Annotated in this window: 15 protein-coding genes; 3 read left to right on the forward strand and 12 right to left on the reverse strand. The window is 65.0% G+C overall.

What is annotated here, in order from left to right; all coding sequences use genetic code 11:
* Positions 1 to 99: 99 nt before the first annotated feature.
* The 5 genes from ung to rhlB all read right to left on the reverse strand — a co-directional run bounded on the left by ung (position 100) and on the right by rhlB (position 5,094).
* Entirely contained in the window at positions 100 to 825 is a 726-nt protein-coding gene (gene ung, locus FHY19_RS07510; RefSeq protein ID WP_259156867.1) for a uracil-DNA glycosylase, read from the reverse strand.
* Positions 822 to 1,664, reverse strand: a complete 843-nt coding sequence (locus tag FHY19_RS07515; protein ID WP_259156868.1) for a response regulator — start codon at positions 1,662 to 1,664, stop codon at positions 822 to 824. The genes ung and FHY19_RS07515 overlap by 4 nt, the downstream gene beginning before the upstream one ends.
* Before the next feature lie 8 nt (positions 1,665 to 1,672).
* Complete coding sequence (gene ftsX, locus FHY19_RS07520; RefSeq protein ID WP_259156869.1) at positions 1,673 to 2,623, reverse strand: permease-like cell division protein FtsX; 951 nt, start codon at positions 2,621 to 2,623, stop codon at positions 1,673 to 1,675.
* A complete protein-coding gene (gene ftsE / locus FHY19_RS07525) occupies positions 2,620 to 3,306 on the reverse strand; it encodes a cell division ATP-binding protein FtsE (protein ID WP_003484499.1) in 687 nt (228 codons plus the stop codon). The genes ftsX and ftsE overlap by 4 nt, the downstream gene beginning before the upstream one ends.
* Before the next feature lie 75 nt (positions 3,307 to 3,381).
* On the reverse strand, positions 3,382 to 5,094 hold the full coding sequence (rhlB, locus tag FHY19_RS07530; protein WP_259163523.1) for an ATP-dependent RNA helicase RhlB: 1,713 nt from the start codon (positions 5,092 to 5,094) through the stop codon (positions 3,382 to 3,384).
* A gap of 197 nt (positions 5,095 to 5,291) precedes the next feature.
* Here rhlB and trxA point away from each other — a divergent pair, with 197 nt between their 5' ends.
* Both trxA and rho read left to right on the forward strand, forming a co-directional pair.
* Entirely contained in the window at positions 5,292 to 5,633 is a 342-nt protein-coding gene (trxA, locus tag FHY19_RS07535) for a thioredoxin TrxA (RefSeq protein ID WP_046964286.1), read from the forward strand.
* A 217-nt stretch (positions 5,634 to 5,850) separates the two neighbouring features.
* Positions 5,851 to 7,704, forward strand: a complete 1,854-nt coding sequence (gene rho, locus FHY19_RS07540; protein ID WP_259163531.1) for a transcription termination factor Rho — start codon at positions 5,851 to 5,853, stop codon at positions 7,702 to 7,704.
* Between the two features lie 635 nt (positions 7,705 to 8,339).
* Here the strand turns inward: rho and FHY19_RS07545 are convergent.
* The 3 genes from FHY19_RS07545 to FHY19_RS07555 are packed head-to-tail and all read right to left on the reverse strand — an operon-like array spanning position 8,340 to position 11,982.
* Complete coding sequence (locus FHY19_RS07545; RefSeq protein WP_259163539.1) at positions 8,340 to 9,224, reverse strand: energy transducer TonB; 885 nt, start codon at positions 9,222 to 9,224, stop codon at positions 8,340 to 8,342.
* A 59-nt stretch (positions 9,225 to 9,283) separates the two neighbouring features.
* Positions 9,284 to 11,023 (reverse strand): bifunctional isocitrate dehydrogenase kinase/phosphatase, encoded by a 1,740-nt coding sequence (gene aceK, locus FHY19_RS07550; RefSeq protein ID WP_259163545.1) that lies wholly within the window; start codon positions 11,021 to 11,023, stop codon positions 9,284 to 9,286.
* The gene (locus FHY19_RS07555; RefSeq protein WP_259163553.1) at positions 11,020 to 11,982 is read right to left on the reverse strand and encodes a LysR substrate-binding domain-containing protein; all 963 of its coding nucleotides are present in this window, start codon (positions 11,980 to 11,982) and stop codon (positions 11,020 to 11,022) included. Before FHY19_RS07555 ends, aceK begins: the two co-directional genes overlap by 4 nt.
* Before the next feature lie 102 nt (positions 11,983 to 12,084).
* Here FHY19_RS07555 and FHY19_RS07560 point away from each other — a divergent pair, with 102 nt between their 5' ends.
* A complete protein-coding gene (locus FHY19_RS07560; protein ID WP_259163555.1) occupies positions 12,085 to 12,333 on the forward strand; it encodes a hypothetical protein in 249 nt (82 codons plus the stop codon).
* 79 nt (positions 12,334 to 12,412) lie between these two features.
* On the opposite strand, the gene FHY19_RS07565 is transcribed toward FHY19_RS07560, so the two are convergent.
* From FHY19_RS07565 to queF, 4 genes are all read right to left on the reverse strand, one after another.
* Complete coding sequence (locus FHY19_RS07565) at positions 12,413 to 14,644, reverse strand: NADP-dependent isocitrate dehydrogenase (protein ID WP_259163561.1); 2,232 nt, start codon at positions 14,642 to 14,644, stop codon at positions 12,413 to 12,415.
* 367 nt (positions 14,645 to 15,011) lie between these two features.
* Complete coding sequence (locus tag FHY19_RS07570) at positions 15,012 to 15,566, reverse strand: hypothetical protein (protein ID WP_259163563.1); 555 nt, start codon at positions 15,564 to 15,566, stop codon at positions 15,012 to 15,014.
* Between the two features lie 139 nt (positions 15,567 to 15,705).
* The gene (locus FHY19_RS07575) at positions 15,706 to 15,999 is read right to left on the reverse strand and encodes a LysM peptidoglycan-binding domain-containing protein (RefSeq protein ID WP_259156878.1); all 294 of its coding nucleotides are present in this window, start codon (positions 15,997 to 15,999) and stop codon (positions 15,706 to 15,708) included.
* A gap of 103 nt (positions 16,000 to 16,102) precedes the next feature.
* Positions 16,103 to 16,918 carry an NADPH-dependent 7-cyano-7-deazaguanine reductase QueF gene (gene queF / locus FHY19_RS07580; protein ID WP_259163569.1) on the reverse strand — a complete coding sequence of 272 codons (816 nt, stop codon included), beginning with the start codon at positions 16,916 to 16,918 and terminating at the stop codon, positions 16,103 to 16,105.
* Positions 16,919 to 17,102 lie beyond the last annotated feature (184 nt).

Genomic DNA, 17,102 nt, shown 5'->3' on the forward strand with positions numbered 1-17,102 from the left:
CTACCGTACAGCTCCCCGAATTCAGCCGCTACGTTAGCACCACGCCCTCGCTCAGACCGTGACAAACCTGCGGCGAACCGCGCCTGTCCCCGCGCTTGTTCAGCCGGCGGCCGATGTTGTGTCCAATGCGTTGCGCGACGGCAACGACCAATCGATCGGCTGAAGACCGCGGCGTTGCAGATGCTCGTTGGTCCTGGAGAAGTGCTTGCAACCCAGAAAGCCGCGATGCGCCGACAACGGTGAAGGATGCGGGGCCTTGAACACGCGATGGCGGGCTTGGTCGATCACCTTGCCCTTGGACTGCGCGTAGCTGCCCCAGAGCAGGAACACCAGGCCTTCACGCTCGCGGTTGAGCATCTCGACCACGTGGTCGGTAAAACCTTCCCAGCCCTTGTTCTGGTGCGCGCCGGCACGCCCCTGCTCCACCGTCAGCACCGCATTGAGCAGCAGCACGCCCTGACGCGCCCACGGCATCAGATAGCCATGGTCGGGGCGCGGGATGCCCAGATCGTCCTGGATCTCTTTGTAGATGTTGAGCAGCGATGGCGGCACCGGCACGCCCGGCAGGACCGAAAAGCACAGCCCATGCGCCTGACCTTCGCCGTGATACGGGTCCTGGCCCAGGATCACCACCTTGACCTGCTCGAACGGGGTGGCGTCGAACGCGGCGAAGATCTGCGGACCGGGCGGGAATACCCGAGCGCCGGCCGCCTTGCGCTGGCGCAGGAAGGCAGACAGTTCCTGCATCTCCGGGCGCAGCAACCAGTCGCCCACCTTTGCCTTCCACGACGGTTCCAGCTGGATACGCCCTTCCACTTCGGTCATAGGGTGATGGCCTGGTCTTCCAGGCGTGCCAGCCGCAACTGGAACAGCACCTTGGTCACCAGCAGGCGCTCTTCGATCGGTTTTTGCACCAGGTCGTTTGCACCGGCGCGCAGCAGTTCGGACTGGTTGCGCGGATTGGTGTCGCCGGTCATCACCAGCACCGGCAGGCGGCGCTTGCCGTAGGCAAAGTCGATACGGATGCGCTCGACCACGTCGCGGCCGTTGAGCTCGCCCTTGAGGGTCACGTCGGTCAGCACCACGTCGATGCGACGCTCGGTGCGGCCCAGCGATTCGGCGGTGAGCAGCGCAAAGGCGTCTTCGGCGGTGAGCACATGCACCACCTTCAGGCTCTGGCGCTCGAGCATGCGCTTGGTCGCCTCGGCCACCACGCGGCTGTCTTCGATGTAGAGCACGGTCGCGCCCACCACCGGCTCGGGCTGCACATAGCCGCGGATGAAGGTCGCCAGCGCTTCATGGCCCAGCGCCTTGTCGAAGTAATCGGTGACGTACTCGGTGAAACGGCGCTCGACCAGATGCTGCTGCGCATCGCCGGACACCACGATCACCGGCACATACGCCTGCCCGGCCGCTTCGCGCACGCTGCGCGCCAGGGTCAGGCCATCGCCATCGGGCAGGGACAGCGAGGTGGTCACAAGATCCACCGCGCCAGCCTCCAGCGCATCGCGCGCTTCGGCGATGCTGGCGCAGCCGATCACCTGCACATTGGGCAGGTCGCGCTTGAGCACGTCGGCAATGAGCTTGCGTACCAGCTTCGAACCATCGACGACCATCACGCGCGGTGCGTCGCTGATCAGGTGTTTGAGATCTGGTGGATGCATGGCAGGCCTCAGGTCTCGGTGGGACGGGTCTGACGGAGGAAATGGCCGGTCACCAGCCAGGCGCCCAGCCAACCCAGCACCAGGGTGCCGACCAGCACCATTGCAGAATGCAGCAGATCCAGCCCGTGCAGGGTAAAGGAACTGCCGTAGCTATCGGCCAATGTGGCCAATGGCGCGCGCAATGCCAAGCCCGAGGCGGCGATCAGGGCGAGCGCCACGGCGCCGGCGCCCAGCCCGTACCACGCGCCCAGATACAGGAACGGACGACGGATGAAGCCGTCGCTGGCGCCGAGCAATTGCAGCACGCCGATCTCTTCCCGCCGCGACTGGATATCCAGCCGCACGGTGTTGCCGACCACCAGCACCGCACCGATGCCGAGCAGCGCCGAGAGCACCTGCACCAGGCGTTCGCCGAACTGCAGCCATCCATCCAGGCGCTTGCGCCATAACGCGTCGTGCTGCACCTGGTCGCTCTGCGGCAGGGCCTGCAATGCGCCGGCCAGTTGCGCATCGTCGGCCGCATCGGTGGGGGTGACGATCAACAGGGTCGGCAGCGGGTTCTCGCCCAGGGCATCGGCGGCTTCATCGAGTTTTGCGCTTTCGCGCAGCGCAGCCAGCCCCTGCTCGGGCGTGCGCAGGGTCACCTGTGCCACGTCGGGGCGCGCACGCAACTGGCCGGCAAGCGCCTGTGCGGCGTCGGCGGCGACGTCGACCTTGAGGAACAGATTGATTTCGCGCGACTGCTGCACGCTGCCGGCCAGCAGCTTGACGTTGTCCAGCGCAATCGACAGCCCCAGTGGCAGCGCCAGCGCCAGTGCCATCACCACGATGGTCAGCAGCGTTGCCCATGGCTTGCGCATGGCGCGGCCCAGGCTGAAGGCGATGCTGTGCAGGTGGTGGTCGACCCACACGCCAACGCGCGACGGCGCCACGGCTTCGGTATTGGCGAGCTTGCTCATTCGGCCAGATCCTGCGGCGAGATGTCGTCGACCAGGCGGCCGTGATCCAGGATCAGCACGCGCTTGCGCATCTGCTTGAGCAGCGCCAGGTCGTGGCTGACCACCAGCACGCTGGTGCCGCGCGCGGGCAGTTCGGCAAACAGCTGCATGATTTCGGCGGCCAGTGCCGGGTCGAGATTGCCGGTGGGTTCGTCGGCCACCAGCAGACGCGGCTCACCGACGATGGCGCGCGCAATGCCGACGCGTTGCTGCTCGCCTGCCGACAGCTGCGACGGCAAGGCTTTTTCGCGATGGGCCAGGCCGATGCGTTCCAGTGCAGAGCGCACGCGCTTGCCGATCTCGGCGCGACGGGTGCCGCGCAGGATCAACGGCAACGCCACGTTCTCCGCGATGCTGCGGTCGTTGAGCAAGCGATGGTCCTGATAGACCGCACCCACCTGGCGACGATGCAGCGGAATCTGCCGGCCACGCACCTTGAGCAGATTGCGCTCGCCCAGCAACACGGCGCCCTGGCTGGGGCGCTCGCTGAGATGGATCAACTTGAGCAACGTACTTTTGCCGGCGCCGGAGTGGCCGGTCACGAACAGCATCTCGCCATCGGCCACTTCGAAGCTGACATCGGTCAGCGCCTGGTGGCCCCCGGCGTAGTGCTTGCTGACGTTGTCGAAACGCAGAACGGTCATCCAGCGATTATGCCGGAGCGCCAGCGCTTGCGTCGCATCGCCGAAGACCGGCGATGCGATTGATGCCGCCAGCGGTCAGTTGCCCGAGACCAGCGAACGCAGGCGGCGGCCGATCCTGCTCAACAGCGACGGGCTGCCGCCCGGCTTGGCGGCACGCACCGGCTTGGCGACCACCTGGGTCGGCTTGCGCGGCGCGGCCGGTGCAGGCACCGGCGTGGACGCGACCGGCTCGGCACCGTCGACCGGACGGCCGTTGCGACGGCGGCGGCGCTTGCGCGGTGCGCGCTCGCCATCGGCCACCACCGTCGATGGCGCCTGTTCCGACGCCGCCGCCACTGCGGGCACGGCAGCGGCAGCCGGCGTTGCGGCCGTCTCGCCTTCCACACGCGGCTTGCGACGCGGACGCGGCTTGCCATCGGCACTGCCACCGTCGCGACGACCGCCACCACTGCCGCTGCGCGATGCACCGCCCGGACCGCTGCGACCACCACCACGACGCTGTTCTTCGGCCGCACGCTGCTCGCGCGCTTCGCGGAAGATCGTGCCCACGCTGTCGCCAGCGTCATCGTCGGCCTCTTCACCTTCCACCGGCGTACGCGGCGTGCGCGGCAACGGGGTCAGCAGTTCGGTGGTCACCGGCTCGACCGGGATCTTCTGCTCGATGTAGGCCTCGATGTCCGGCAGGCTCATCGCGTAGCGCTCGCAGGCGAAGCTGATCGCATCACCCTCTTCACCCAGGCGCGCAGTGCGGCCGATGCGGTGCACGTAATCTTCGGCGTCGAACGGCAGGTCGTAGTTGTAGACGTACTTGACCCCGTCGATATGCAGACCGCGCGCGGCCACGTCGGTGGCGACCAGAATTTCGAGCTGGCCCTTCTGGAAGCGGTTGAGCAGCGACTCGCGCTTTTTCTGCGGCACGTCGCCGGACAGCACACCGACCCGGTAACCGTGGCGCTCCAGGGTGCGCGCCACCCGCTCCACGAACGCCTTGGTATTGACGAACACCATGGTGCGCGCGCCTTCGCTGCGCGACAGCAGGCCCAGCAGCAGCGTCTGCTTCTCTTCGTCGGACGGGAAGTAGATGCGTTGGCGCACGCGTGCGGCGGTGATGGTCTCGGTCTCGACCACGAGCTTTTCCGGCTCGTTCATGTGCTCGTAGGCCAGCTCCAGCACGCGGTGACTGAGCGTGGCCGAGAACAGCAGCGTCTGCCGGGTACCGCGCTCGGGCATGCGCCGCAGCAGGAAGCGGATGTCCTTGATGAAGCCCAGGTCGAACATGCGATCGGCTTCGTCCAGCACGCAGATCTCGCAGGCATGCAGCGAGACCACCTTGTGCTGCTTGACGTAGTCGATCAGCCGCCCGGGGGTGGCAATGATCACGTCCACGCCCTGCTGCAGCAGCTCGCGCTGCTTGTCGTAGTCCACCCCGCCATAGACCAGCGCAAAGCGCAGGCCCAGGTCTGCGCCGAACTTGACCGCGTCCTTGTGGATCTGGATCGCCAGCTCGCGGGTGGGCGCCAGGATCAGCGCGCGCGGATCCTCCGGCTTGCGGTCGGCCAGCGCCGGGCGGATCAGCAGGCGGTTCATCACCGCCACCAGGAACGCCAGCGTCTTGCCGGTGCCGGTCTGGGCCTGGCCGGCGACATCGCCGCCCGGCAACGCGACCGGCAGGGTCAGCGCCTGGATCGGGGTACAGCGGGTAAACCCGGCGCTCTCCAGCCCGGCAACCAACGCCGGATGCAGGTCGAACGAGGAAAAAGTCAAATCGGTCAGCGGTTTGTCGCTCATTATTCCGTCTTCGTGAGGCGCCCTGGGCAGCCCGGGCGCGGCTTGCATCGATGCCGACAGCGTCGCAAACTGCGGCTCTTGTGGCGGACAGCGCGGCTTCAGGACTGACACTTGATTCAGTCGCGCAATGCCCCAGTTTAACGCAATGTGGCGGCCTGCCCGATCGGGTGGGCCGTTTGGTTTCCAGGAGACCCAACGTGAGCGACAAGGTTCAACATGTCGGCGATGCCGACTTCGATACCGCAGTACTGCAATCCGGCGAACCGGTTCTGGTGGATTTCTGGGCCGAGTGGTGTGGCCCGTGTAAGATGATCGCACCGGTGCTGGACGATCTGGCCGATACATACCAGGGCAGGCTCAAGGTTGCCAAGGTCAATGTGGACCAGAACCGCGCCCTGGCCATCAAGTACCACGTGCGCTCGATCCCGATGCTGCTGCTGTTCAAGGACGGGCAGGTGCAGGCGAGCCAGATCGGGGCGGTCGGCAAGGGCCAGCTGACCCAGATGATCGACAAGACCCTGGGCGGCGCGGCTGCCTGAGTGAATGGGCGTCCAGCGATGGGCGCCCCGCGGTTCGCCGGCAGTTAAACCCTGCCATGGCCGACGCTTGCGCGGTTGCGCGCTGCGGTGATAGTGTCAGTTGGTCCGGCACACGTTCGTGCGCCGCCGTACCCCTCTAGAAACCTCTTCTAGACTCCCATCTACCAATAGTTCGCCCCCCAGCCGGGCGCTCGCACCTTAGCGAGGAATCACGCACTTGTCCGATCATCCTTCCTCCGATACCGGGAGCAGCGTCGACGCTCCCGTCGAGAAGCGCGCGCGCAAGCCGCGCGTGAGCAAGACCGCCATCGCCCATGACGATGCCGGCGCACAGCAGCCCAACCTGCCCTTGCCCGCCAGCCCCGCACCCGACGCTCCACGCGCCCCGCAGGCACCGTCGCACGCTGCCGACTCGGCACCGGCGCAGACGTCCGGCGATGGCGCAGGCGCAGGCAACGCCTCTGGCTCCAGCCAGGGCGGCGACAATCACGGCGAGCCCCGCGAAGGCGGCCAGTCGCAGCAGCAGCGCTTCAATCAGGCGCAGCAACAGCAGAACCAGAATCAGGCGCAAAGCCAAGGTCAGGGCCAGGGACAAAACCAGGGCCAGGGCCAGCAGCAGGGCCAGGGCCAGAACCAGCAAGGCCAGGGGCAGAACCAGCAGGGCAATCGCCGCGACCGGTTCCGCAACCGCCGCGACCGCGGTCCGCGCGATCGGTTCGGTAACGAAGGCGGCGGCATGCCGTCCTCCGACGGCAGCAACGAGCCGTTCATCGCGCGTCCGCATCCGGCCGTTCCGGAGGGCTTCCCGGTCTATTCGCTGAGCGATCTCAAGCGGATGCCGGCGCAAAAGCTGCTGGACATCGCCGATCAGCTCAACATCCAGGAAGGCGTGGCACGCGCGCGCAAGCAGGACGTGATCTTCGCCCTGCTCAAGGTGCTGACCCGTCACGGCGAAGGCGTTGCCGCCGACGGCGTGCTGGAAATCCTGCCCGACGGCTTCGGCTTCCTGCGTGCCGCCGAAGCCAGCTACCTGGCCGGCCCGGACGATACCTACATCTCGCCCAGCCAGATCCGCCGCTTCAACCTGCGCACCGGCGACCACCTGTCCGGCCGCATCCGCTTCCCCAAGGACGGCGAACGCTATTTCGCGCTGTCGATCGTGGACACCATCAACGGTGAGCCGCTGGAAGCCAGCAAGAACAAGGTGCTGTTCGAGAACCTGACCCCGCTGTTCCCGCGTCGCCGGTTCCGTCTGGAACGTGGCGATGGGTCCACCGAGGACATCACCGGCCGCATCCTGGATCTGATGGCGCCGCAGGGCAAGGGTCAGCGCGCGCTGATCGTCTCCCCGCCCAAGGCCGGTAAAACGATGATGATGCAGCAGGTGGCCACGGCCATCACCACCAATCATCCCGAAGTGCACATGATCGTGCTGCTGATCGACGAGCGCCCGGAAGAAGTGACCGAAATGCAGCGCACCGTGCGCGGCGAGGTCATCTCCTCCACGTTCGACGAGCCGGCCGCGCGCCACGTGCAGGTCGCCGAGATGGTGATCGAACGGGCCAAGCGCCTGGTCGAGCACAAGAAGGACGTGGTGATCCTGCTCGACTCGATCACCCGCCTGGCACGTGCCTACAACAACGTGGTGCCCAGCTCCGGCAAGGTGCTCACCGGTGGTGTGGACGCCAACGCGCTGCACCGTCCGAAGCGCTTCTTCGGCGCGGCGCGTAACGTGGAGGAAGGCGGCTCGCTGACCATCATCGCCACCGCGCTGGTCGAGACCGGCAGCAAGATGGACGAGGTGATCTACGAAGAGTTCAAGGGCACCGGCAACAGCGAAGTGCATTTGAACCGTCGCATCACCGAAAAGCGCGTTTACCCGGCGATCGACATCAACCGCTCGGGCACGCGTCGCGAAGATCTGTTGATCGAGCCGGAGCTGCTGCAGAAGATCTGGATCCTGCGCAAGCTGCTGCACCCGATGGACGAAATCGCAGCGATGGAATTCCTGCTGGACAAGATGAAGACCACCAAGTCCAACGACGAGTTCTTCAGTTCGATGAAGCGCTGAGTTGGTCGGTATTCTCGACAAGAAAAAGCCCCGCATTGCGGGGCTTTTTTGTGGGTGCGTGGTTGCTTGCAGTCACAAGCCTGGTTGGCCGATTGCGGGGTGCCCTCGCCGCTCGCGGGACACACCGCAGGTACATGTGTGTAGGCTCGGGAGCGGCATCCTCGCCGCCCGCGGTCCCGCAAGCGGCGAGGACACCGCACCAGGAAGTTGATCGGCGGGGCCAACACCTGCCCATCGCCGCGTCTGCTTTGGCATGCCAGAAGGTTTTGCAGGGTGCTTGTTGAAAACCTGCCTTCTCTCGGCTTGAAATGGAACGCTGGTGGGACGCGCTGTGACTCAAACAACAAACCTCATGCTCTGCTCGCAAACATGCACACCGACCATCTCGACGGTCCTTGCCCGCCCATCGTCGTGGGACCTTACGCGGCATGGATGCCGCGTAAGAGCTTACAAGGACGTACTTGCAGCGTGTCCCGCGATGGTGGGCGGGCAAGGGCCCTGCAGCCAGATGGCAGAACAGCGGCCTTGTAGCCAAGCCCTGATAAGCCGTTCGGCAGCGAACGATCAAGACCACCCGCTCTGCAAGCAACAGGCGTGAGGTAGCTTCGCCAGCCGCGCTGATATTGGCTTCGCGCTTAAGTTCCTTGCAGCGGCGTCACCAGCCGCACACCTTCTCCGCGTGCGGAGAACAAGCCACTGCCCGGCAGCGCATCCGGACTGTCGGTCGATACCGACGCATCGCGCTGCTCGTGCCAGGGCGCCGGCTGACGCGGGCCCGGCAGATAGGATTGCCACTTTTTGGCTTGCTTTGCAGCGATCGAATTGCCTGGCCAGGATTCGATGGCGAAGGTGACCGGAACCCGCATGACCCAGTACGGCGCGTCGGCCTCGGGGCCTTGCGTTGGCGGCACAAATGTCCAGCCTCGCGCCTTTGCGATTGCAACGTCGGCAAACGCCTTGCGCCAGCGCGGGCGCTTGGATTCCGGCGCCAGCGTGGTCAGGTTGACCTGCTCGGCGACCAGATCTTCGACCTTGCCATCGCGCCCGACCTTGAGCAGCAGATAGACCACCCCGGTCACACCTTCTCGAAACGCATGCTCAGGGTACGCGGGTGCCGGCATGTCCTTGGCAGCGACGCTGGCTGCAGCTTGCTCCTGGCTGCCGAAATGCGCGCTGCGAATCGATACGGAATAGGTGCCGTTATCGGCCGGCTTGGCGACCAGCAGCAGATTCATCAGCAATTGCGCGGGCAAGGCGCTTCCATCGTCTTTGACAGGGTCAAAGCGCCAGGAAGCGATCGATTGTTTGACGCGGTCGCGGACCACTGGCGGCAGGCTTGCTTCGTCGGTGAGCTTGACCTCCGTGACGGTACCGTCCGGCGTCAGCGTCAATTCGCCTGCGATATTCATGCTGGCCTCCATCTGTGCCTGTACCTGCGCAGCACTGGGAACTGCCTGCACGCCGCTGACACTCGCCATTGCCAACAAAATGCCCAAGCCCAAGCGTTGCTTCCATTGCATGACCGCACTCCGTGGTTATTGAGTTTCGTTGTACCAGCTTGGCGCATACGCGTAAATCGTCAGGCCAGTTTTCGCGAGTCTGCGTAGGGCGGGGTGTCGGGGTAGTCGTCCTCGCGTAGCCGGGTTTGCAGGTCGCGCCACCACTGCGGGTCGAACAGTTCCGGGTGGATGTGCTTGACCGCTTCCAGTTGCGAGGATGGCAAGCCCATGAACAGCGCGAAGCGCTCGGGGAAGACGTCGCGTGGGCCGACATGGAACCAGGGTTCGGCGGCCATCTGTTCTTCGTAGGTGGTGGGCGTGGGCCAGTCGCGAAAGGTGCACTCGGTGATCAGGCACAGCTCGTCGTAGTCGTAGAACACCGCACGCTGATGTCGGGTGATACCGAAGTTCTTCAGCAGCATGTCGCCGGGAAAGATGTTGTTGCGCGCCATGTCCTTGATCGCCTGGCCATAGTCCAGCGCGGCGGCATGCGCAGCCTCGGGCAGTTGTTCGCGCAGGTACAGATTGAGCGGGCGCAAGCGCCGTTGCACGTAGCAAAGCGCAATCAGTACATCGTCGCCGTCTTCGCTCAGGCTCATCACGCAGCTGGTCTGCAGCTCTTCCAGCAGCGCAGGCGAGAAGCGCGATCTGGGAAAGCGCAGGAAACGATACGGCTGCGCGTCGAGCAGGCGGCCGATGCGATCGAGCTGGAACACCAATTCGTATTTGCCTTCCACCTGCGCGCGGCTCATGGTCTTGGGGTAGGCAAAACGGTCGCGAATGAGCTTGAACACCAGCGGATAGCTGGGCAGCGTAAACACCACCATGACCATGCCGGGCGTGCCATCGGCATGCACCAGCTGCTCGGACGGCTGGGCCTGGAAATGGCTGAAGAACGTGCGATAGCGCTCGGTCTTGCCCTGCTTGGCGCGGCCGAGCATGGTGTACAGCTCGTCGACCGGCTTGTGGGTAAGCAGGCTGCGCAGGAAGACCACCGCATCGCCCACCGTGGACAGGTCGGCTTGAAAATAACTGCGCGAATTGCTGAACAGTTGGGCGACATCGCTGCGCCTGGTCAACACCGCTTCGGCGCGCAAGCCGGCATCGTCGTTGACCAATGCGATGACGCATGGCGAAAACCGGTGCTCGCCGAACACGCGCCCGACCAGATACGCGCGACGCTCGCGATAGAACACCGTCTCGAGCAGTTCGACGCTGCGCACCGGGTGCTCGCCCCAATGCGCCAGGTCGTCGAGCAGACGTACCGCAATGGCCGCCGCACAGCGGGTGCGGTGCGCATACGGCACCGCGAATGCGTAATCGCCCAGCACGCGCACCAGCATGTCGGTCAGCCGACCTGGCGACACGGCGTAGGTATGCCGCGCCACCGGCACGGTGATGGCGTCGGTGGGTTCGATATCCAGCGCGATGAATTCGATATCGGCATCCACGCCGTGGGTGCCGAAGTAACGCCGCGTCAGCGTGTTGTAGAAGGTCTTGTACAACTCCTGATCGATCAACCCGGCCAGCAACGCGGCGTAATGACTGCGTGCGCGCATCCACAACGCGCGGTCGTGCGCCTGCCCCAGCAGCACGGCACGCAGGCGCAGCATGCATTCGCTGATGTACTGATCGTAGAGCGCGATACGAGCGACGGCATCGTCGCGCGCGCCGCTCCAGTCGCGCATTTCGAAGCGCTGCTTGGCGCGTGCGGTGATCTCGGAAAACCGCGCGTGGTAATCCTCGAACGCTTCGTACACCGCGTGGGCGATCGCCAGCGCGCGGCGTTCGGATTGGGGCGGTAACGGCAGCTGGTTCATGGCGGCAGTGTCCTTGCGCGCTTGCGGCGATGCGTGGTGGGCGGCAGCACGGCAGACGGTGCGGCCATCGCCTGCTGCGCGTGCTCGGCATGTTCGCGCGCCTGTGCCTTGAGCCACTGGCGAAACGCCAGAAAGCCGGTGTGCGTGGCCGAACGCTGCGGATATACCAGGTAATGCGACCAGGTGGTCTTGAGCCGTTGCGCTGACAGCGCCACCAACTGGCCGGATGCCAGCAACAGGCGTGCGCGGGTCACCCGCCCCATCGCAACCCCGACGCCATCCAGCGCGGCACGGTGATGGGACTCGGATTCGTCGAGCACCGCGGCATACCGTCGCGGCGGCTCGCCCCCGAAGGTCGCAAACCAGCGCGGCCAGTCGCCATCCGGGTCGCCCAGCAGCGGCCATCGCTGCAGCGGCTGCGCATCGATGCCGCCCATGCGTGCGATCAGCGACGGGCTCGCCATCGGCACCAGCCATTCGTCGAACAACGGTTCGGCGATCACGCCCGGCCACTGTCCGGCACCGATGCGCATGGCCGCATCCACCTGCGGCTGGCGTTCGAAATCCACCAATCGCTCGCTGGAAAACAGATTGATCTCGATGGTGGGATGGGCGGCCAGAAAATTGCTCAGGCGCGGCACCAGCCACGCCGAGGCCATCGACGGCGTAATGCTCAGGGTAAGCGTGTCCTCGCGGCGTGCAGCGAACGGCTGGAATGCGTCTGCGATCGCATCCAGATGCGGAGCGATGCGATCGAGCAATTGCTGCCCCTGCGGCGTGGCGCTGACGCCGCGCGCGTGCCGCTGCAGCAACCGATAGCCTAGGCGTTGTTCGAGTGCACGCACCTGGTGACTGAGCGCACTGACGGTCAGATGCATCGACGCGGCAGCGCGCGAGAGATTGCCCAGACGCACCGCACTGACGAAGCCCTGCAATGCGTGAAGCGGCGGACGCGACATGGCTCACCCTTGAATGGAATTCAACGCTGACTTGCAAAAGCCTCGCTTCTGCATGGCCAAGCCTGCGCCTACTGTGGCTTCCACTCAAGTGGGAGCAGGATCATGCGCATCTTTACCGAGTTGCTGTTCCAGCACGGGCACATTGCCGACGTGGCGCTTGCAAGGCAGTTGGCGGAGGCGGAGATCGCGATGGACGTGGCAACGGACGCCAGCGCCGAACCGGCAGCACAGACCGCGCAGAGCGCACCGGTCGCGGCCGAGCCTGCGCCTCGCAGGAACGCCGAAAAAAGGATGGCGCGACGTGCGCGCCAGCTGGTGCGGGCGATGACCGCACTGTCGCCCTTTCGCTGAAACGACAAGGCCCGCCTAGTGGCGAGGCGGGCCCTGACGATGGTACTGGACTGGACGCACCGGCACGCGGTGCGCGGGCTCAGGCCTTCAACGTGGCCAGCACGTCATTGAAGGTCTTGCTCGGGCGCATCGCCTCGCTGACCTTGGCCAGGTCCGGGTGGTAGTAGCCACCGATCTCGACCGGCTTGCCCTGCGCGCCGTTGAGCTCGGCCACGATGGCGGCTTCGTTCTCGGTCAGCGCCTTGGCCAGCGGTGCGAACTTGGCCTGCAGGGCAGTGTCCTCGGTCTGCGCAGCCAGCGCCTGTGCCCAGTACATGGCCAGATAGAAGTGGCTGCCGCGGTTGTCGAGTTCACCGACCTTGCGCGCCGGCGACTTGTTGTTGTCCAGGAACTGGCCGTTGGCCACGTCCAGCGCCTTGGCCAGCACCGTGGCCGACGGATTGTTGTAGCGGTTGCCCAGATGCTCCAGTGATGCGGCCAGCGCCAGGAATTCGCCAAGCGAATCCCAGCGCAGGCAGTTCTCTTCGACGAACTGCTGCACGTGCTTGGGCGCCGAGCCGCCGGCACCGGTTTCGAACAGGCCGCCGCCGGCCATCAGCGGCACGATGGAGAGCATCTTGGCGCTGGTGCCCAGCTCCATGATCGGGAACAGGTCGGTGAGGTAGTCGCGCAGCACGTTGCCGGTGACCGAGATGGTGTCCTGGCCCTTGCGGATGCGCTCCAGCGAGAAGGTGGTGGCCTCCACCGGCGGCAGGATGCGGATATCCAGACCGCTGGTGTCGTGATCCTTCAGGTATTTCTCGACCTTGGCGATCACCTGCGCGTCATGCGCGCGCGCCTTGTCCAGCCAGAACACGGCCGGGGTATCGCTCAGACGTGCGCGCTCGACCGCCAGCTTCACCCAGTCCTGGATCGGCGCGTCCTTGACCTGGCACATGCGCCACAGATCGCCAGCTTCCACCGCGTGTTCGAACACCGTCTTGCCATTGGCATCGGTGACCTTGACGGTACCGGCCGCCGACAGCTGGAAGGTCTTGTCGTGCGAGCCGTATTCTTCGGCCTTCTGCGCCATCAGGCCGACATTGGGCACCGAGCCCATGGTGGCCGGGTCGAAGGCACCATGCGTGCGGCAGTCGTCGATCACCGCCTGATACACGCCGGCATAGCAACGGTCCGGAATCACCGCCTTGGTGTCCTGCAGCTTGCCGTCGGCATTCCACATCTGACCGGAGTCGCGGATCATCGCCGGCATCGACGCATCGACGATCACGTCGCTGGGCACATGCAGGCTGGTGATGCCCTTGTCCGAATTGACCATGGCCAGGCCCGGACGCTGCGCGTATTCGGCCTGGATATCGGCCTTGATCTGCGCCTGCTGCGCTTCCGGCAAGGTGCCGATGCGGGCGTACAGGTCGCCGATGCCGTTGTTCGGGTCAAAGCCCACCGACTTCAATGCCTCGGCATGCTTGCTCAGCGTGTCCTTGTAGAACTCCCCGACCACCACACCGAACAACACCGGGTCGGAGACCTTCATCATGGTGGCTTTCAGGTGCACCGAAAACAGCACGCCGGTGGCCTTGGCATCGGCGATCTGCGCGTCGATGAAGCTGGCCAACGCACGCTTGCTCAGCACGGCGGCGTCGACGATCTCGCCGGCCTTCACCGCGACCTTGTCCTTGAGCACGTTGCTGCTGCCGTCGGCACCGACGAATTCGATCGTCAGCGTACCGGCGTCGGCCAGCGTGGTGGACTGCTCGCTACCGAAGAAATCGCCGGCGTCCATGTGCGCCACGTGCGACTTGGAATCGCTGCTCCACTTGCCCATGCGGTGCGGATGCTTGCGTGCGTAGTTCTTGACCGACAGCGGTGCGCGGCGATCGGAATTGCCTTCGCGCAGCACCGGATTCACTGCACTGCCCTTGACCTTGTCGTAGCGCGCCTTGATGTCTTTTTCGGCGGCATCCTTGGGCTCGTCCGGATAGGCCGGCAGCGCGTAGCCCTGGCCCTGCAGTTCCTTGATGGCAGCCTTGAGCTGCGGCACCGAGGCGCTGATGTTGGGCAGCTTGATGATGTTGGCTTCCGGCGTGGTGGCCAGCTCGCCCAGTTCGGCAAGGTCGTCGGCGATTTTCTGCTCCGCGCTCAGGCTTTCGGGAAACAGCGCCAGGATGCGTCCGGCGAGCGAAATATCGCGCGTTTCGACCACGATCCCTGCGGTATCGGTGTAGGCATCGATGATCGGCAGCAGCGACTGCGTGGCCAGGAAGGGAGCTTCGTCGGTGAGCGTGTAGAGGATCTTCGGTGTCTTCGACATGAGGTGCGATGGCTCTTGTGGTCGGGAGGAGCGCCGATGCCCAGTGACGTTGACGTTGGCGTGCGCGACGGGGGTCGCTGGCGGCACGCCGATCGGCCAGCGCGATGGACGCGGCATTGGATCAGCACGGCATTGTCGCGTCTGAGCCGCGCCCGGGTAAAGCGACCACAGGCGGACGCTTCATCCCGCCACACGGCCAATCGACATGGATGCAGCTGTAACGAATCCATTGCCGAATCGACGCACAGCAAAAAGGCGCAATCACGCGATCGCGCCTTTTGCTGCAACGTGATGCAAGCAGACGTCACCGGCTGCAGATGGGACGATGCCGGGACGCGACGCCGTCGCCACCGACCGCCTATGTCAGCTACTTCACCGTAATGGTCTGCGGATTGCCCGCAGGCTTGCCGTCGACCATGGCCTGCGCGGTATAGGTCCCGGCCGGCCAGCCATCGGGCTTGCTGAAGCTGAGGTTGGTGGTTTCTGCGCCAGTGGTGGTCAGCGTGGCGTTCTGCTCGCCGGCAACCTGGCCATCCTGATAGGTGAGCTTGGCCGATACGGGCACATTGCTCGCGCTGCCATCGGTCTTGACCGACACGATGATGGTGTCCTTGGTGCCGATGGTGGCAGACGGGGTCACTGTCTTGTCGGCGGCGGCACTGGTCCCGACTGCGACGCTGGACACGCTGACGGCGGAACCCGTCGCCGCTGCGGTGTCGGTGCTGGCCGCACCGGTCGCCGTGCTCTGGCCAGCCTGATCGCTGGCCGGCGGCGTGGCGGCCGGGCCTGGCATCGCGTCCGTGGCAGCGCCGGAAGTAGGATCCTTCGAAACGCTGGCGTCGTCGTTCTTCTTGCAGCCGGACAGTGCAAGCACGCCGGCAAGCGCGATCACGAGCGTGCTTGAAACGGATTTAGTACGCATGGATCAATCTCCGAATATCGAAAAGAACAGGGTTTCTGCAGTGTCTTGGTTTCTGATGTGTCTTGCTTGGTTTCTGGTGTGTCTCGCGAGATTTCCGGCAGCGCGCCACGAACCATGTAATGCGGTGACTCGCCGACCGCTACGCTTTGTGCGGCAAACGCAGCACCTGCCCCGGAAAGATCTTGTCCGGGTCCTTGAGCGTTTCGCGGTTGGCTTCGAAAATACGCGGCCACAATGCGCCGTCGCCGAGGTGACGTTTGGCAATGCTGGACAGACTGTCGCCTGCCTGCACAGTGACCGATTCCTCGACTAGCTCTGCGGTGCTCTGCACGCTGGTGCGCACGTTGGAAAAATCCGGAGCGGGCGTCACTTCGGCGGTGCTATCGACCGTCGACGTCACATTGGAGAAATCTGGCTTCTTATCGGCACTCATTGCTGCATTCCTTCGTGCATCACGAAGCTTGCAGGGTGCGTGCAGCGCTGTTAAGCATGGATCGCGCCACCGTGAAGCTGGCGCGATCCCGGAACGGGCGTGCTTACTGGCGCAGGTCGCGAAAGATCGACAGCGGGGTGGGCACGCTGGGTGAGCTGCGCAGCGGATTGATATCCAGCCCGCCACGCCGGGTATACCGCGCTTCGACCACCAGCCACTCAGGCGCGCAGCGGGTCAGCACGTCATTGAAAATGCGCTCCACGCATTGCTCATGAAACTCGGCGTGGTCGCGGAAACTCACCAGATAGCGCAGCAAGCCTTCGCGGTCGATCGGCGCACCGCGATAGCGCAGCGTGACGCTGGCCCAATCCGGTTGGCCGGTGACCGGGCAATTGGATTTGAGCAGGGCCGAGGTCAGCACTTCTTCGGTGAGCGGTTGCGCGTGCGCCGACAGATACGCGGCATTGGGCGGGCCGTAGTCGTCGATGCTGACATCCAGCGCGTCGATCGATTCGCCCTCGCCCACCGCATCGATCGGCGGCAGACCGAAGTCCACCGTCACATCGGCACCGGCGCGTGTGGACAGGTCGGTGGCGATGCGCGTGCGCACCGCTTCGGCACTGTTGAAGCGGGTGGCATTGAGCGAATTGAGATACAGCTTGAGCGACTTGGATTCGATCAACAACGGCGACTCGCAGGGGACGTGCAAGGTGGCCGTGGCCACGCATGGCTTGCCCTGTGCATCGAGCCAGCTGAGTTCATAGGCATGCCAGCGATCGCGCCCGATGAAGGGCAAGGCGCCGGTCAGGCCGATCGCCTCGCGCCCGGCCGCGCGCGGAATCGGAAACAGCAGCGACGGATCGTAGCCGCTGGGATAGGCGACCTCACGACCGAGGGTGGAATCTTCTGGGGTATTCATCGCGCCATTTTAGGCCGAGCGGGCTGGCCGTGAGCTATATGGCGGATGCTGGAGCGAGCTGGCGACAGAAGCAGCGGGCCGTCAAGCGGCCCGCCACCCCACACGATCAGCAACGCTCAGCGGAAACCGCGCAACTGCGCACGATTCCCCATTTCCGATTCCCCATTTCCGATTCCCGATTCCC

Origin of the sequence: Xanthomonas sp. 4461 (assembly GCF_024806475.1) — a bacterium.
GTDB lineage: Bacteria > Pseudomonadota > Gammaproteobacteria > Xanthomonadales > Xanthomonadaceae > Xanthomonas > Xanthomonas arboricola_F.

Coding starts and splice junctions, on each gene's coding strand:
- FHY19_RS07515 (WP_259156868.1), bottom strand. CDS start 1,664: ATGCATCCACCAGATCTCAAACACCTGATCAGCGACGCACCGCGCGTG.
- ung (WP_259156867.1), bottom strand. CDS start 825: ATGACCGAAGTGGAAGGGCGTATCCAGCTGGAACCGTCGTGGAAGGCA.
- queF (WP_259163569.1), bottom strand. CDS start 16,918: ATGAATACCCCAGAAGATTCCACCCTCGGTCGTGAGGTCGCCTATCCC.
- FHY19_RS07575 (WP_259156878.1), bottom strand. CDS start 15,999: ATGAGTGCCGATAAGAAGCCAGATTTCTCCAATGTGACGTCGACGGTC.
- FHY19_RS07570 (WP_259163563.1), bottom strand. CDS start 15,566: ATGCGTACTAAATCCGTTTCAAGCACGCTCGTGATCGCGCTTGCCGGC.
- rhlB (WP_259163523.1), bottom strand. CDS start 5,094: ATGAGCGACAAACCGCTGACCGATTTGACTTTTTCCTCGTTCGACCTG.
- FHY19_RS07560 (WP_259163555.1), top strand. CDS start 12,085: ATGCGCATCTTTACCGAGTTGCTGTTCCAGCACGGGCACATTGCCGAC.
- ftsE (WP_003484499.1), bottom strand. CDS start 3,306: ATGACCGTTCTGCGTTTCGACAACGTCAGCAAGCACTACGCCGGGGGC.
- FHY19_RS07545 (WP_259163539.1), bottom strand. CDS start 9,224: ATGCAATGGAAGCAACGCTTGGGCTTGGGCATTTTGTTGGCAATGGCG.
- FHY19_RS07565 (WP_259163561.1), bottom strand. CDS start 14,644: ATGTCGAAGACACCGAAGATCCTCTACACGCTCACCGACGAAGCTCCC.
- aceK (WP_259163545.1), bottom strand. CDS start 11,023: ATGAACCAGCTGCCGTTACCGCCCCAATCCGAACGCCGCGCGCTGGCG.
- FHY19_RS07555 (WP_259163553.1), bottom strand. CDS start 11,982: ATGTCGCGTCCGCCGCTTCACGCATTGCAGGGCTTCGTCAGTGCGGTG.
- ftsX (WP_259156869.1), bottom strand. CDS start 2,623: ATGAGCAAGCTCGCCAATACCGAAGCCGTGGCGCCGTCGCGCGTTGGC.